Origin of the sequence: Flavobacterium psychrolimnae (assembly GCF_003312425.1) — a bacterium.
Taxonomy (GTDB): Bacteria; Bacteroidota; Bacteroidia; order Flavobacteriales; family Flavobacteriaceae; genus Flavobacterium; species Flavobacterium psychrolimnae.
The window spans coordinates 98,121-114,754 of record NZ_QNUX01000013.1 but is presented as its reverse complement, the minus strand read 5'-3'; the positions used below and the strand labels follow the sequence as shown (position 1 = coordinate 114,754).

Below are 16,634 nucleotides of genomic sequence, written 5' to 3'. Positions count from 1 at the left end.
ATCAGGATGCTTTTTTTTGTAGTCATAATATTCTATTTTAGTTATCTTCGTAAGATAATCAAAATCAACAATGGTGCTACCGAAGGTTTAGTTCAACCGCCGTTTGGCAATATGGCGGGTTTAGGCTTAATTTGAAGTTGGTTTTGTACTTGGAAAATTAGTCATTAACCGAAAGTTTAGGCTTCCTTAATCCGCCACATCGCCAAGCGGCCAAACGTTACCTGCAACCATAAATAACGACATTGCAAAAATTAAACAATATGAAACTAACAATAAAATGGGACAACTTTTTAAATCAACTTGATACTTTTGTAAGTGAGGGAAAGGTTTTATTGGAATTTGAAAATTCAATCCAAACAGAGCAAGAATTTGAAAAGACAAAAACTGAAATTAAAACTTGGAAAGAAAGCTGTTTTGAATTTCTGAAATCATCATTTGACAAAAATGAATTTGCAATTTCTTTTCATAATGCTAGACAAGAACGATTTCATATAGGAAACCAGAAAAAAGATTATCGTCAAATTAAAACAGAAACATTTCAAGACTTAAAAGAAAAAATCAATATGTTGGTTTACTTCAAACGAATTTTATCTATTTCGGACGCAATAATAAAACCAGAAATTGTTGAACTTATAGACAGAAATTTATATACCACAGAACAAACTTTAGAACTAATTCTTGATAAACTTTATGACCTTTATGACAACAGTTATCATTCTATTTCAACCATACTAGAAGGCAACGGAGTAACTCAAAAAAGACACGGAGAAGACAGAGAGTTATTAAAAATGCTTGAAGATAATGGTTATGTTTCTGCTATGCATATGCGAGACTCGGCAGGACAACTAACTTTAAGAGGTAAGTTATATGTTGAAGAGAAGAGAAAAGCTCACAAAGAGAATTACAACGACATTAACAAAAGTCAAGAAGAAATTAATGAAAGAGTTGATGAAATAATTGAGAAACTAACAAAACTTGGTTATGGTCAAGAAATAATATTTGACGAAATCCAAGAACTAAAAGAACTATATACAACTTTGAACAAGAAGAATTGGGGACAACTAGTTAAAGGAAAAGTTGTTGACCTCGCATTGTCAAAACTTGTAGAAAATGATACTTTAAGTTATATTTATGAAAAGTTGACAGACCATACTTTACGATTACCTTAACAACGAAATATCTAAATAGTAATGAAATCAAAACAAGTAGTAATAACAATTAACGGACAAGCAAACGCATTTTTTGTAGGTGCTGTTCCTGGACATAATCGAACAACAAACGAATCAGGTTTTTTGGCACATTGGTTCCCTGCTAAAGATGGAACGCCATCGGATATGAGTCAAGGCAAATCACTTGCAGACATTTTATTTGCCACAGAAGACAATGCAATTACAGAAGGAGAGAGAATTCTGAAAGCAAAAATTAAAGCCGACTTTGCAAGGGTGAAACAACAGAAAGCTGCAGAACAAAAGGCAAACAAAAGAAAAAAGTAAATGGCAGCAGGTAAAAGCCGTTTGGCAAGATTGCGAATTTTGTGGTAAATTCAATTTTACGTTCCGCAAGAAATTTTATCTTAGCCGAAAGAACTCGGTTACGAAGTTCGCAACCTCGCCAAGCGAAGGAACGTCAGGCTGTGAAAAAACCTCTTCAAATTTAGAAAGTATTCGGAGGGCTACCAAAGAAAAATCTCAAATATGCGATTCTCAAGAGGTTGATTTTAGTTTTTTCACAGACTGACGTTAGTGGCAATGCTAGTGACGACCCGATTAAAAACTTAATTGCAACAAACGAATGGACAAATGACAGGTGAAAAAGTAAAATATATTTGGTATGCAAGCTATGGTTCAAACATTCTTGAAGAACGATTTCTCTGTTATATTAAAGGTGGACAACCAAAAGGTTCAGCAAAAAATTATGGCGGTTGCTCAGATAAATCGTTGCCAATTGATAAAGTAGAAATTTATATAAATAGTGAACTGTATTTCGCAAAGAAGACGAAGTCTTGGAACAAGGGTGGTGTTGGTTTCATCAAGACTAGTTTCGACCCAAAACATCAGACACTTGCAAAAATGTATTTAATTACAAAAGAACAATTTATTGACATTGTTAAACAAGAAACTGACAATAATGGAGAACTAACAATCAACTTTGACAAGGCTATAATTGACGGTTCATTGGTTTTTAATGAAGGTTCCTGGTATGGCAATCTAATTTGTATTGAGACTCAATATGACTATCCAATATTTACTTTTACGAACCAAGAAAACTTAACAACAGTAACAAGACCAAATGAAAATTATTTAAAGACAATTATTAAAGGTATCCAGGAAACATACGACCATTTAAATAAAGAAGAGATTACTGAATATTTAATAACAAAACAAGGAATTGAAAATAATTACAGCCGAGAAAATTTGATTAAACTTTTTGACCTTTAAAATAACTTTAACTGAAGAATGACAGTTCAAATAAATACTGACAATTCTAGACCTGACAGAGGAACAGCAACTAACAGGCGTTTGGCAAAAAAGCGGGTTCAGTGCTTAAATGAAGTTTTGTGCTTCGTATCAAGTTCAGTGCTAGCCGACAGTTTAATGCTTTGAAATCCGCTTCTTCGCCGAGCACCAAACCGTTAGAAATTTGTCGAGACTTCTAAATTAAATTACACAAATGAGTGATAAAAAAAAAATCAATAGCTATTGTGCTAATTGCGACAATGAAAACAAACATTCTGTTTTATCAGAGAAGGATATAAATAGAAATAGCGACGATTATCATTACTTGATCAAATATATGATTCTCGAATGTGATGGTTGCGGAAGAATATCATTTAGAGATGAATTTGTAGATTTTGAAAACGCTTATCCGAATGACATTGGAGATTGGGAACCAGACATAACAATAACAACGTATCCGAAAAAAGAACGGGTAAAAAACTCATTAGAATATTCATTTGTTCTGCCAGAAAAGATAAGAACTGTTTATAATGAAGCAATAAACGCATTTAATGCAAATTGTTTACTTTTAACAGGAGTAGCTTTTAGAGCAGTAATAGAGGCCGTGTGCATAGAAAACAATATTACTGGTAAAGACTTAGCAAAGAAAATTGACAACTTGGTCAGACAGAAATTTATTACTGAAAAAGAAGCACAAAGAATGCACTCGATTAGATTTTTAGGGAATGATTCTGTTCATGAAATGAGCGTTCCGAGCGAAGAAAAACTATTACTTGTATTGTCAATTGTGGAACATCTGTTGAACAATTTATACATAATTGATTATAAATTACAAAATAAGCTAGAAACAATAATAGGTCAATTTGATGAGTTTGAAGTATTACTGAATTCTAAAATAAAAAAACTTGAAAAAGGAAACGAACTTCCACTTGCTAAATTTTTGGAGAAAAGCATAAGACGCTTAAATGGAAACATTTCCGATTTTGAAGAAAAACTAAAAGAAGAAATTGGCAATGGAAATTACAAAAAGTTGTCTATTGGCAAAATAGATACATTTGGAAATTCACCTATTAAAGTTCAACATTTTAAAATAATATAAACTGCTACCAACGGCTACTGCAACGGATTTGGGCAATTGGCTTAATAGAAAGTTGGTTTTGTATTTGAGATGATTTGGCTAAAGCGAAAAATAATGCTACTTTAGTACTAAAGCTCTTATAACAAGAAAACGTTCGCGACAATATTAAAAAAAAAGATGCATAAAACAACCTTTTTTGATAAATATGAAATAATAAGTTCTACAGAAAACTTCAAAGGAAAGTTTAATATTGCAATTGATAAGATTTGTAAATTCTGTCGAAAAACTTCAAAAGAAAATACTTTTAAAAATATACCTCACGTTATTCCAGAGCTTTTAGGCAAAAACAATTATACAAGCAACGATGAATGTGATAATTGCAATAAATTATTCGGTGAATACGAGACAGATTTGGCAAATTATATTAGTCCATATCAAACATTAATTGGACAAAAAACTAAAAACAAAATCCCTAATTTTCAAAGTCGAAAAGATATAAATGAAAAATCTACAACAATTAAATACATTAATGGAAATCCAAATATAAATTTTCATGACAATCTTTCGGATCTCCATCATGATTTCCTGAACAAACAAATAAGTATTAACTTAAAAAAGAAAAAGTTTATACCAATAAATGTTTATAAAAGTTTAGTGAAAATTGGTCTTTCATTATGTCCAACTAATGAATTAAAAGAATATACAAAAACTATAGAGTGGTTAGCTCAAAAAGATAATTACGAGGAGATTATCTATGACATTCCATTAAATTTGTTTAGGACAAGATTTACAAATAAACACTATGAAAAACCATTTGCAACTTTATATAAAAGAAAATTAGAAATAACTAATAATATTTATGAACCAAAACTTTGTTTGGTAGTTTGTTCAGGAGTTTTAGTTTTTCAATTATTTATACCATTTTGTTATGAAACAGAAAACATGAATCCAGAAAAATATAATTTAGTAAATGAAATTTACCCAGCTTTTTTACATAATTTAGATTTCAAAGGCAAAGAAAAAATTAATATTAAACCATCTGAATTACCAATCATAAAATATGATATGAAATATTATAAACAAGTTGAGGAAGATGAATTGATAAAATTTAGTTACGAAAAAATTGAGTAAACATAAAAACACTGTCGCTAACACACGTCTCTATCCATTTGCAAATTTAGTGGAATTACCGTTTTAATTCGTATTTTAGTTTAACCCCGACCTCGCAGATATCCCCAATGGTTAGCGCAGTTTTCTAAACTGTGCCCATCACAGTGAGGATTTTTTACCCTACAATCTGCAATAGATTTTTAATTTAATGATCAAAATCTAGTAAAATAGTACTGTCATAAAGTATTGTTTATGTTTTCTAACAGTGAGATTTAACGCTTTTTACGGTTCAATTTCTTTTAATAGGCAACAAATCACTTTTTCTCAAAAGAATTTCAATTGTAGTTCAAATCGCATATATTTACGTCTAAAATAAAGTTAGTTTGAAGGTTTTTAGACGAACTGAATTTAGAGGTAAAAACAAAAAAACTTATGGATACGATAATAAGATTAGGATTAGTAAGTGCATTAATCGGAATAATCGGCTTCTTTTTTCATGTTGAATGGAAAAGTAAAGCTTAGATAAAACTAGTTTTTACAATAATTTTCGTGATTTTATCTGCTTGGATAGTTTATCAAAATTCTAAAATTAATAAAATCGAAAGAGTTTCAAAATCAGCTCATTTATTAATTGAACAAAAATCAATGGAATTTACATCTGAAGGTTTCACTTTAGCAGCATTAAGCTTTTTAGAACAGAATAAGAATGATTTTCCTGATTCTTATGAAAGAGCTAATAAAATATTTGAAACTTATGACAAAAGCGAGGAGCGAAATTCGAATAGTGTATCTACTGCGTCAGAAATGGAAGGTCTTATTAAAGGTATTGGAATCCTTTCAACTGTTGATGATAAATAGTTACTACCGTTAATAGCTAGGGTTTTGTTGCGTGCTTAGCACGAACAATGAAAGCGTCTTGAACAAAACTAGGGGTAGTTTTAGAAGTGCTGTTTTTAAGCTTCGGGCTTTGAGGACCAGAACAGTAATACTTAGGAAAAAATACTGATGAGGTGACTTTTTTTGTTTTGCATATCATATCAAATATCACTAAAAGTGGGTATTGCTATATCAACTTAAAAAACTTTTATTTGCGAGCAAGATAAATAGCGCAATCGAGTTGGGATTTTATAAAGGATCATAATAATTTTGTTAGTTAGCAATGAATTAACTAGACAAAAAAAGAATGGCTATTTAAAAAATAAAATATTTTCACTGACAAAGTAATTGAAGCAACTCTAATTAATCCTATTTCCTTTAATTTAAATATTCGAATGAATAACAATTTGATTAACTGTCTGGGTTCTATGTGTCCCGAATAATGTTTTTAATTATTTTTTTGTTTTTACTGTGTTTAATTTTAATTTTTTATAATAATCTAAAATTATACACTAAAAAACTCTATAAATTTCGTTAATTTGTTCGGTATACATTTTTTATACAAAATAGAAATATCCAATCAATAGAGAATAAATATGTCGTTAGACTTAAATCATTTAGAGAATGAAATAATTGATCAATTTTTGTTTGATGATTCTAAAAGACCTTGGATTATAGGATTCAGTGGCGGAAAAGATAGTACAATGTTGTTACAAGTTGTCTGGCGATCACTTTTAAAAATAGATCCTATCTTAAGACAGACGAGAAGGATTTATGTAGTGTGTAATGATACGTTAGTAGAAAATCCCAGAATAGTAAAATTCATAAATGCCACTTTAGATAAAATACAAGAAGCTGCAATACAATATGAGCTACCAATAACGGTCCATCAGACTACTCCGCAATTAGAGGAAAGTTTTTGGGTTAAACTTATTGGCTTAGGTTATCCAGCGCCAAATAAATTTTATAGATGGTGTACCGAACGGTTGAAAATTAATCCAACTACTAAATTTATAACTGAAAAAATCAATGAAAATGGGGAAGCTATAATTCTTTTAGGAACTAGAAGTGCTGAAAGTGCCAATAGAGCCGCATCAATAAAAAAACACGAGATAAAAGGGCAACGTTTAAGAAAACATCAATTGCCTAATTCGTATGTATTTGCTCCAATAAAAGACGTAACAACGAATGAACTTTGGCAATACTTGAATCAAGTCTCACCGCCGTGGGGAGGTACGAATAAAGAGTTAATTACTCTTTACAGAAATGCTAATGCTGGCGATTGCCCTTTAGTAATAGATGAAACAACACCTAGCTGTGGGAACAGCCGATTTGGCTGCTGGACATGCACTGTTGTTAGTAAAGATAAGAGTATGGAAGGGTTAATTGAGAATGGTGAAGAGTGGATGACTCCATTGATGGACATAAGGAATTTTTTAGTAGTTACAAGGGATAATCCAGAAAAATACAGACAAAAAGAGAGAAGAAACAAAACTATAACAGAAAATTTATGGGGACCTTATACTTTTGATACTAGAGTGAAAATTTTAACTCGAATTTTAAGAGCGCAAAGAGACATTCAACGTGAAGAAGGTATAGAATTAATAACGCATCAAGAGTTAGTTATGATTCAATATTATTGGTTTAGAGATTGTTATTTTAAAACAAAAGTTTCGGATATTTATAACTCCATATATAAAACTAAAATCGATATGAGTAAGCAAGAAGAAAAATTCAAGCAAGAATCTGACTTGTTAAAGCAGTCTTGTAAAGACAATACTAATGATGTCGAATTAATCCATGATCTTTTGGCTCTTCAAAAAACAAAAACCTTAATGATTAGGAAAAGAGGATTACAAGCTGATATTGAAAATCGTCTTGACCAATATATTGATGCAGCTAAAAAAAGCAAATAATTACAGATGACAATTAAAGAAATAGAATTATATAATTTTAGAATTTACAAAAATTCTAATTACATTGATTTTTCAAACCAGGAAGATAAAAATATTTTTGTTGTTAGTGGTAGAAATGGTTTTGGGAAAACAACATTTTTAATGTCTCTTGTTTGGTGTTTGTATGGAAGACAAATGCAAGATGTAGATGATATTTACAAAAAAGAAATTGACGATCAAGGTGGTTATAGTAAATATATTGCAAACTCATTAAATAGACTATCAAAATCCGAAGGAGATTATAACTTTCATGTATCTATTACATTTCATAATCTTAATATTCCAGAAGTACCTTGCAAAGAAATAGTTATTAAAAGAAGTTATAATGCGAAAACAAGTACATCTGAGGAAGTAGAAGTTTTAATTGATGGACATCCAAGTGAATTAGCGAAAGAAGTTGGACAAGAAATATTCATTCGTGAATTTATTATGCCGATCGAAATTGCTAAATTTTTCTTCTTTGATGCCGAAAAAATAGTGAGCCTTGCAGAGGTAAATACTCCTGAACAAAAAAGAAGATTAAGCAAAGCTTATTCAGAAGTTTTAGGGATAAAAAAATATGAAGATATAAAAGGTGAACTCGAAGGTTTACAATTAAAAATAAGACAGGATTCTGCTAGCGCTTCTGAAAAAAGTCAGCTAAGACTATTAGAGGCTGAATTTGACAATTGTGATGATAAGATTAAAGACAATGAATCATTAATTCAAGATTTAAGAGAAAAGAGAAGTGAAAAAAACAAAGGGTCTAGAGATATTCAGGAAAAACTTATTAAATCAGGTAGTTTAATAACTGTTGAAGAACTTCAAATAATAAGAACACAAGAAGAAGATTTAACGAAAAAACTGTCAGATCTTCAAAATGAGTTGAAAGATTCTTATGATATTATTCCATTTGCTATTGCAGGTGAGAAATTTTTAGAAGTTAGCAATCAACTTGAAAATGAAGCTAATTTTAAAGCTGCAAAATTTAAAGACGAAAATGTAAAAGGTGTAACCAATAAAATATTAACGGATTTAATTAAAGAGCCAAAACCTTCAGATTTGGTAATTGACTATCAGATTGAAAAGCATTTTGCTGAAACATTTGAAAAATTAATTCGGAAACATTTCTTTTCAGATGCCCCAGAATTACCAGAAGATTTTAAGATGCTTCAAGAATTTTCTGATTCTGAGCAAAATGAACTTCTAGCTTTGTTTAATAACATTAGATACTCATTTAAAGAATCGTTTAAGCGAATTACTTCTGAATATAATTTAGCAAGAAATGAACTCAACTCTATAAGAAAGAAAATTAGAGATGCTGAGACCAATCAAGAAAGTCCAATGATTGCTGAGTTTAGAAAACAAAAAGAAGATTTAGATAAAGAAATTATTAGAATTGATGAAACAATAGATTCTTTAAATCGAGAAATTGGAGAGTTTATAAATGAAAAAACTCAAAAAGGGAAGCGTATAGAAGAACTTTCTAAAAAGCTTCATGTTTCTGAAAAAAATAAAGTTAAAGACGAAATTATAACTAGAAACATTGGGAATCTTAGGGACTTTATTGAAAAATTTAAGATTAAAAAGAAAGAGTCTTTAGAAGAACAAATCCTTGAAGGATTGGAAACATTGCTTCATAAAAAAGGTTTTGTGAAGAAAGTAGAAGTCGAAATTATAGGAGAAACTATTGATATAATTTTGAAAAATGTTCGCGGGGAAGAAATCAAAAAAGAATCATTAAGTAAAGGAGAACAGCAGATGTATGCTACTGCCTTACTTCGTGCTTTGGTAGAAGGAAGCGATATTCAATTTCCAGTGTTTATTGATTCGCCAATGCAAAAGTTTGACGAACAACATGCTGAAAATATTGTCAAATATTTCTATCCAAATATTTCAGATCAAGTTGTAATTTTTCCTTTAATTAATAAAGAGTTAACAGAAAGAGAATATAATATTTTGTCAAATAACATTGCTAAAACATTCTTGATTAACAATATTCACGAGGATAAAAGCGAATTCTTGCCACTAGAACCAAAAGATTTTATTTCAACATACAACAAAATGTATAACAATGCTGATTAATATTAGAACATCGGAGGCAAACAAACCTATTGTCCAAGAATTAACAAGACGTTTAAATTTAGGAGCCGAAAATGTCGTTTCAAGAATTGCATTTTCATTCTCATTATCAAAAAATATTAAACTTGACTTAGAAAAAGATTTGCTTGATAGTAAAGGTAAAGAGTATAAAGATGATATTTTATTTGGAAAATATCGTGATTATTATATTGCACTGATTTGCCAGCATTATGGTCTTTACAAAACAGATAAAGACATAGGTAAATATATAAAAATGCACATAGACCATGGTTTAACCATAATGAATAAAATATTTGAGGAAAATAAGAATTATTCTGGTCTTGACTTTCTTCTAGAAAATATTGAAACTGGTATTGAGAAACTTGAAGAAAATGAAGTTTCTAATGATCCAATAATCTATGATGAACATACAAGAAAAAATAGAATAGTTAATAAAAACTACTTTGCTGAAAGCATCAAATTATTGGTAGGTAAATCATTTGAAAATGAAGATATTTATTTTAAACTTAATGATACTTCAATTCACAATAATGCACATATTGCTGTTGCTGGGAATTCAGGAACCGGAAAAACTTTCTTTGCTAATAGTATCTTAAAACAAGTTGTTAAGGAAAGTAAAGGTCAAGTAAATTTTATCTTTTTAGATTTTAAAGGGATTACTGAAGAAGATGAAAAGAAAAATAGTGAGTTTTTTAATGCTACAAGTTGTGAATTAATCAAAGCCCCTTATAAGCCATTTCCTGTAAATCCACTTTCTTTTATTGATAATATCAATGAGAAAAACAAAATTATGGGTATCAATAAGTTTGTAGATATCATTACCAGTTATAGTAATATTGGTAAAAATCAACAACAAACTTTAAAAGACGCTACTAAAGATGTTTTTGCTGGAATGAAAGGCGGACAATATCCTTCGTTCAAGCAGATTTATGAAAAAGTATTAGAGTACGAAGGAGATAAAGCTAGCACTTTAAGAGAGATTTTAGAAAGCTTAAGTGAACTGGATTTATTTGAAACGACTGTTGATCTTAAAAATAATTTTTTGAATAGTAATTACTATTTAAGTCTGTCAGGGGATTTACCTAAGAGCGTTCGCTTTACATCGGTATTTTTAATAATTAACTATATTTATAATACATTTATGAATATGGATAATGCACCAATTGAAGGTGATTATCAAGGAATGCGTTATGTATTATTAATTGATGAAGCTCATACAATATTCAAAGAAAAAAAATCACAAGATTTATTAGAGAAAATACTTCGAGAAATTCGTTCTAAGGGTGTTTCAGTAATATTATTGTCTCAGGGAATAGAAGAATTTAATCAACCCTCTTTTGATTTTAGCAGTATGTGCGAAACGGCATTTTTGTTTGATATTAAAGATAAAACAAACTTAAAAATGATGCAAAAGTTCATGGGTATTGGTGAAAAAGAAGCAACAAAGCTGAAAACCAGTATGGAAAAAATTCAAAAATATCAATTAGTTTCTAATCTTAAAGAATTTAAGGTTGGTGAATTGTTTAAGGCTTAATTTGAAAAAATGAGAAATACAGGTTATAAAATTACGGAATGGGTTTTCTTTTTTGAAGAAAAGAACAAAGAAGATTTAAAAAAAATCTTACACGACAATAAAAACAAAGATCTTTTAAACGAGTTCGTTACTTGGAAATTAATCACGGTCTTTCTTCCATTAGTAACTTTTTTACTTGTTTTAGTATTAAATATAATTACGAACTTATATGAGACAGAAAAATATTTTTCATTCTTAAACAATGGTTCATTACCTATTATCTCTTTCGGTGTTTTAACATCAGGAATGCCATATCTGTTAGAGCAACTTGAAAGTTTTCCTGAATATCATGTTGTTAGAAGAAGGGTAATGTCTGTTGCTTTGTTTTTTCTTTTCTTAAGCGCCTCATTGTATATCTTACAAACATTATCTGTAATTTCAAATAATTTATCATGCTTAATGAATTTCATTTTATTGATACTTTCAATTTATGTGTTTTTCTTTTCAAGTTCTATTGGATACAAAATGTTTATTCTTCAAACCAAGAATATTAAAGACTTTGGGGTAAACATGGTAGACAAAGTTGAAGGATTACAGAACGCATTATCTGATCTATAGTAGAAATGGAGAATATAATTAAAACCAGAAAAGTTACTCAAAATAACCAAGAATTCCTTCTTGGAGTTTTTAAGATAAGCCAAGTTTTAAATTTTACAAAATATACAGAACGATTAATAGTTGGTTTTAAGGAAACTACTAGTAATGATGAAACATTTGAAGGGCAATCTCAAATAATGCCAGAATATAATCCACAAATCCAAAGAAAAACAAATAATGCTAAAGTAGAGAGAATTGCTGACTTTTTAATTTATGATCGAGCTTCGATGTTTCCAACTAATATTGTAGTCGCAATTCCTCAGGAAGTCATAGATCTTAAAGAATTAGATACAGAAGGAAATGAAAGTATAACTTTAAACAAGATTGTTAAAGAAGAACTTCAAAAAGATAATGGAGATGTATATCTCACAATAATAGATGGGCAACATAGAATTAAAGGCATAGAGCGAGCATTAGAAAGAACCTTTGATTCAATTGAGGACCCTAAGGAATTAGAAAATATAGAAATTCATAAAAAAACACTTGAAAGATTACTCAATCTTGAACTTGTAGTAACTTTTTTTATTGATCCAATTTTAGAGTATCAAGCCATGATTTTTTCTACAATTAATAAAACTCAAACTAAAGTACCTGAAAATCTTGTTTTTAGCTTATTTGGTTTAACTAATGATGACACACCTCAGAAAACATCACTAGAAGTTGTTTTAGCGCTTAATGGCCTGGAAAAATCACCTTTTTTTAATAGAATAAAACTTGTTGGAGGCAATTACAAAAGAGGAGAAAACATACCGCTTTCTCAAGCAACTATGGTTAAGTCAATTTTATTCAATATATGTAGGAATCAAAGAGAATCTGAAATTGAAAGAACTAAAGAAAGAAAAGAACTTACTTTAAATCCTTATAATTTAATTTTTAGAAATTATTATTCATCGAATAATGACAAAATGATTGTTAGGATTATGTACACGTTTTTTTCAGCAGTAAAGGAAATTTTTTTAAATACAGAAGGAGTGTCATACTGGAATTTAGAGAGTACTACTGAAACGAATGTATTGCAAACGAATGTAGGATATCAAGCATTAATGAAACTATTAGCCGATATTCTAAAAAATATTCCTGAAGAATTGAGAGATAAAAAAGACACCTATATAACTTACCTAGAAAAAGCGAAGGATATAAATTGGGAGGATAATGATACAGAAAAGAGATATCCGTTTACAAGCAAATCAATCAATGTTCTTTATCAAGACCTAAAAGAAAAGATACAGTTGTAGTGTAATATTATGAAGAAACGTACCATCCATGAAGCCGTCATTGAAACTCTAAAAAGAGTTGGGAAATCATTATCCGTTAGAGATATATATGATTACATAATTCTCAACGACCTATATAGATTTAATGCTGAGAGGCCTCAGGATATTGTAAAAGCGATTATAAGAAAGCATTGTATAGGTATAGATTTCCCAACAGCAAGAAAAGAAAAATATTTTCAAGCTTTAAAAGATGGAACTTACTGGATTAAAGATGTATCCATACCAGGTCAATCACAAATTGATTTGAAAGCTGAAATTATAGTCCGTAAAGACACTGAAAACTTAAAATCAAAAGTCAAAGAATTAAAAGATATACATTCAAAACATACTGAGGCTTTTAAACAACAAATTTTAAATCAATTGAAACAAATTGAACCAGTTTCTTTTGAAGTATTTGCAAAACATTTATTAGACATTTATGGGTTTAAAAAAATGACTGTAACTAATTATGTTAAAGATGGTGGTATTGATGGATTTGGACAATTAAAAGTAGGCATCACGCATCTTAATGTTGCTTTTCAATGTAAAAGATGGAAGAACAATTCAGTAAGTAGAGTTGAAATTGACAAATTTAGAGGAGCGATTCAAGGAGAGTTTGAACAAGGGATAATCTTCACGACATCAAAATTTACTAAAGAAGCTTTAGGGGCAACAAGAAAACCTGGCGCTGTTCCGATTATTCTTATCGATGGTAATTCCTTAGTTGATATAATGATCGAAAAGAAATTTGGTGTCGAGACAGAAAACATTCCAGTTTACATAAACGCTTTAGATAATGTTTTAAATGAAATGGAATAATTATGGATTATATTAAATCAAATCCTGAAATTTCATTTGAAGATTTTTTCAGACAATCAAAATTATTACTAAAATTTAAAAGTTTAAGAGGTCATGAATATGAAATAAAAAAGTGGAATGAAACTCAAATGATTTTCGAAAGACTAACTACTAATAAAATTTGGAAAATGGATTTGAAAGATGTTCACAGAGCTTTTTTAGAATTAAATACCTTTAAAACGTCACATTTTAACCTTATCTTAACCGAACTTAATCCCCTGTTTTGGGATTATTAATTACTTTAAAATTATTATCAAAAGAATGAACCGTCACTTAAATTTATTCCATTTTTACAACGAAAGTCCCTCTCTAGAATTTTTAGAAAACAATTTAAGTCGTGCTTTTTCATTAACATTGTTGAATTCATCTATATTTTTTAACGAGTTTGTAAAGTCAATAATTTCTGAGGATGATTATAATTATCTTTTCTCGACGTATTCAAAAGATAGCTCTTTTTTCGATATTGACCTTCAGATTGATACAGCTCAAATAGGAAATGAAAGTTATAAAAAAGTCTATGCAGTCGCACTAACTTCTAATAAAAGAATAGACTTATCTGATTTTTTCGAACAGAAATTATATTCAGGCAAAAACATAACAGATATCATTATTACAATAAAAGATATCGTTTTGATTATTGAAGTGAAAAAGAACGGTGAAGATTGTAAAAGACAGCTGTTTAATCAAGTTCACCCTTTTATTAAAAGAAAAAGTGAAGGTATTGATGTTGAACCTATCTGCATAACCTGGCATAAAATAGTAACTTTGATGGAGAAAGTTCACAATTTAGAGAAAGTTACTTCATTTGGCTCTTCATTTTTGCGAGACTTTTTAAAATTGGCCGAAATAAAACGACCAAATTGGTTTCAGCCAAAACCATTTAATTCACTAAGGTTTTCCACAAAATGGGGAAGTCCTGAGCATCATCACTTAATGCAAAGAATGAAACAAGCCCTGTCTAATTGTAAAGAATATTCATTATTAGATTATTCAGACAGATTAGGTCTTGCAGTTCCTTTTAATTGGGCAAGTGAAATCATCCCTTATTTTCATCATTATGAAAGAGAAGAGATTAAAGATTATATAGGATTTTACATTTGGCCTGGAAATACTAAAACTCAAGGATATCACATTTATAATAAGCCAATGGATTGGATGAATGAATCAACAATAAGCATTGATGAAAAGATATATGAGTTAGATATTTTATACAACATAAAAATATGTCATTTCAACAAATATTTGACTGGATTAAATTATGGTTTGACAGATTTAAATATAAATACTCATACAAAAGACAATTTTTATAATAAATCGGGAAAATGGAACATTAACTCTTGGCAAGATTTTGAGTTTTTTATGGATGAACATTTTAAACCTGAATATAACTGGAGAGAAAAATGCAGATGGAATGATTTTATAATAAATACTGACAGGACTTATTTCACTATGTCATTGGGTTTTGAAGTGTGTGCACTAATTCCCTACAAAGAATTTTGTGATATTGATAGAAAAGAAGATGATGTTATAAAAGTTGCAGATAAAATTGATCATATAGTGGCGGCCTTTAAAAAAATGATAATTTAATTTTAAAATACCATTGCTTTTAGATTTGCTACTACATCATTTATATTTTTAACAACAATGTCTAACTCGTCTTTAGTATTGTATTTTCCTAAGGAAATACGAATACTATTGAATGCTTTGTTTTCATCTAGTCCCATAGCAATTAAGACATGAGAAGGGTTAATACTAGCAGATGTACACGCGCTTCCATTGCTGACGGCAATTAACGGTAAGTTGTTTTCGTAATTGCTTAGTCCCATGATTACAGCTTCACTATCAGCTCCTACAAAACAAATATTAGTAACATTGTATAAACGCTTTGATGTATTCCCATTTACAAAAGTATCAGGTATAGCAAGTAATTGTAACTCTATATAATCTCTTAATGTTTTTATGTGATCAGAATTTTGCTTCATTTCTTTTAATGATAATTCGCATGCTTTTCCTAGAGCTACAATGCCGGGTACATTTAATGTCCCACTTCTTAGCCCTCTCTCATGTCCACCACCATGAAATAATGCAGGTATTTTTATTCTATTTTGGCGTTGTCTTACATAAAGTGCTCCAACTCCTTTTGGAGCATAAATTTTGTGACCACTAAAACAAAGTAAATCAATTTCTAAATCATCAACATTTACTCCAATTTTACCAACAGCTTGAGTGGCATCAGTCATAAAAAAAGCATCTACAGAATGAGATAAATTTGATATTTCTTTTATTGGTTGAATAACTCCTGTTTCATTATTTACAAACATTACAGAAACTAGAATTGTATCTTCTCTTAAAGCATCTTTTAGTTCGTTTAAATCAATTAAGCCATCAGATTTAACGTTTAGATAAGTTACCTCATAACCTTTTGTTTCAAGATGTTTGCAAGTGTCTAAAACTGCGCTATGTTCTGTAACTACAGTAATTATATGCTTCCCTTTATCTGAATAGTTTTCAGCAACTCCTTTTATAGCCAAATTTATGGCTTCGGTTGCGCCACTTGTAAAAATAATTTCATTAGTTTCAGCCCCAATTAATTCAGCTACTTGTTTTCGCGCCTCTTTGACTGCATTGTAAGCCCCAACTCCAAATTGATGAGTACTGTTTGCATTTGCAAAATTGGTGGTGAAAAATGGCATCATTGTATCTAGAACTCTTTGGTCAACCAGTGTAGTTGAATTGTTATCTAGGTAGATTAATCTTTTTTCAGTTTTCATATTGTATTTGAAGATTTTATAGAGA

Annotated in this window: 15 protein-coding genes; 14 read left to right on the top strand and 1 reads right to left on the bottom strand. The window is 29.7% G+C overall.

Going from position 1 to position 16,634, the window contains the following annotated elements:
- Nucleotides 1–260 precede the first annotated feature (260 nt).
- The 14 genes from DR980_RS13625 (at nucleotide 261) to DR980_RS13560 (ending at nucleotide 15,425) form a co-directional block, all read left to right on the top strand.
- Nucleotides 261–1,169, top strand: a complete 909-nt coding sequence (locus tag DR980_RS13625; RefSeq protein WP_113637066.1) for a hypothetical protein — start codon at nucleotides 261–263, stop codon at nucleotides 1,167–1,169.
- 21 nt (nucleotides 1,170–1,190) lie between these two features.
- Nucleotides 1,191–1,493, top strand: coding sequence for a hypothetical protein (locus DR980_RS13620; RefSeq protein ID WP_113637063.1), 303 nt, complete (start codon nucleotides 1,191–1,193; stop codon nucleotides 1,491–1,493).
- Nucleotides 1,494–1,799: 306 nt separating this feature from the next.
- Nucleotides 1,800–2,438, top strand: a complete 639-nt coding sequence (locus DR980_RS13615; protein WP_113637061.1) for a hypothetical protein — start codon at nucleotides 1,800–1,802, stop codon at nucleotides 2,436–2,438.
- 232 nt (nucleotides 2,439–2,670) lie between these two features.
- Nucleotides 2,671–3,555 carry a DUF4145 domain-containing protein gene (locus tag DR980_RS13610; protein WP_113637059.1) on the top strand — a complete coding sequence of 295 codons (885 nt, stop codon included), beginning with the start codon at nucleotides 2,671–2,673 and terminating at the stop codon, nucleotides 3,553–3,555.
- Nucleotides 3,556–3,711: 156 nt separating this feature from the next.
- Nucleotides 3,712–4,665, top strand: coding sequence for an HNH endonuclease (locus tag DR980_RS13605; protein ID WP_113637056.1), 954 nt, complete (start codon nucleotides 3,712–3,714; stop codon nucleotides 4,663–4,665).
- A 624-nt stretch (nucleotides 4,666–5,289) separates the two neighbouring features.
- Nucleotides 5,290–5,502, top strand: a complete 213-nt coding sequence (locus DR980_RS13600) for a hypothetical protein (RefSeq protein ID WP_146779246.1) — start codon at nucleotides 5,290–5,292, stop codon at nucleotides 5,500–5,502.
- Nucleotides 5,503–6,116: 614 nt separating this feature from the next.
- Nucleotides 6,117–7,436: a DNA phosphorothioation system sulfurtransferase DndC gene (dndC, locus tag DR980_RS13595; RefSeq protein WP_113637051.1), complete on the top strand. Its 1,320-nt coding sequence runs from the start codon at nucleotides 6,117–6,119 to the stop codon at nucleotides 7,434–7,436.
- A gap of 6 nt (nucleotides 7,437–7,442) precedes the next feature.
- Entirely contained in the window at nucleotides 7,443–9,539 is a 2,097-nt protein-coding gene (dndD, locus tag DR980_RS13590; protein ID WP_113637049.1) for a DNA sulfur modification protein DndD, read from the top strand.
- Nucleotides 9,529–11,091 (top strand): helicase HerA-like domain-containing protein, encoded by a 1,563-nt coding sequence (locus DR980_RS13585; RefSeq protein WP_113637047.1) that lies wholly within the window; start codon nucleotides 9,529–9,531, stop codon nucleotides 11,089–11,091. Before dndD ends, DR980_RS13585 begins: the two co-directional genes overlap by 11 nt.
- Before the next feature lie 9 nt (nucleotides 11,092–11,100).
- Nucleotides 11,101–11,688, top strand: a complete 588-nt coding sequence (locus DR980_RS13580; protein ID WP_113637045.1) for a hypothetical protein — start codon at nucleotides 11,101–11,103, stop codon at nucleotides 11,686–11,688.
- A gap of 5 nt (nucleotides 11,689–11,693) precedes the next feature.
- The gene (locus DR980_RS13575; RefSeq protein ID WP_113637043.1) at nucleotides 11,694–12,962 is read left to right on the top strand and encodes a DGQHR domain-containing protein; all 1,269 of its coding nucleotides are present in this window, start codon (nucleotides 11,694–11,696) and stop codon (nucleotides 12,960–12,962) included.
- A 9-nt stretch (nucleotides 12,963–12,971) separates the two neighbouring features.
- Nucleotides 12,972–13,799, top strand: a complete 828-nt coding sequence (locus DR980_RS13570) for a restriction endonuclease (RefSeq protein WP_113637041.1) — start codon at nucleotides 12,972–12,974, stop codon at nucleotides 13,797–13,799.
- Between the two features lie 2 nt (nucleotides 13,800–13,801).
- On the top strand, nucleotides 13,802–14,074 hold the full coding sequence (locus DR980_RS13565) for a hypothetical protein (protein ID WP_113637039.1): 273 nt from the start codon (nucleotides 13,802–13,804) through the stop codon (nucleotides 14,072–14,074).
- Between the two features lie 25 nt (nucleotides 14,075–14,099).
- A complete protein-coding gene (locus DR980_RS13560) occupies nucleotides 14,100–15,425 on the top strand; it encodes a hypothetical protein (RefSeq protein WP_113637037.1) in 1,326 nt (441 codons plus the stop codon).
- Between the two features lie 2 nt (nucleotides 15,426–15,427).
- Here the strand turns inward: DR980_RS13560 and DR980_RS13555 are convergent, their stop codons facing one another.
- Nucleotides 15,428–16,609, bottom strand: a complete 1,182-nt coding sequence (locus tag DR980_RS13555; RefSeq protein ID WP_113637034.1) for a cysteine desulfurase family protein — start codon at nucleotides 16,607–16,609, stop codon at nucleotides 15,428–15,430.
- Nucleotides 16,610–16,634: the final 25 nt, after the last annotated feature.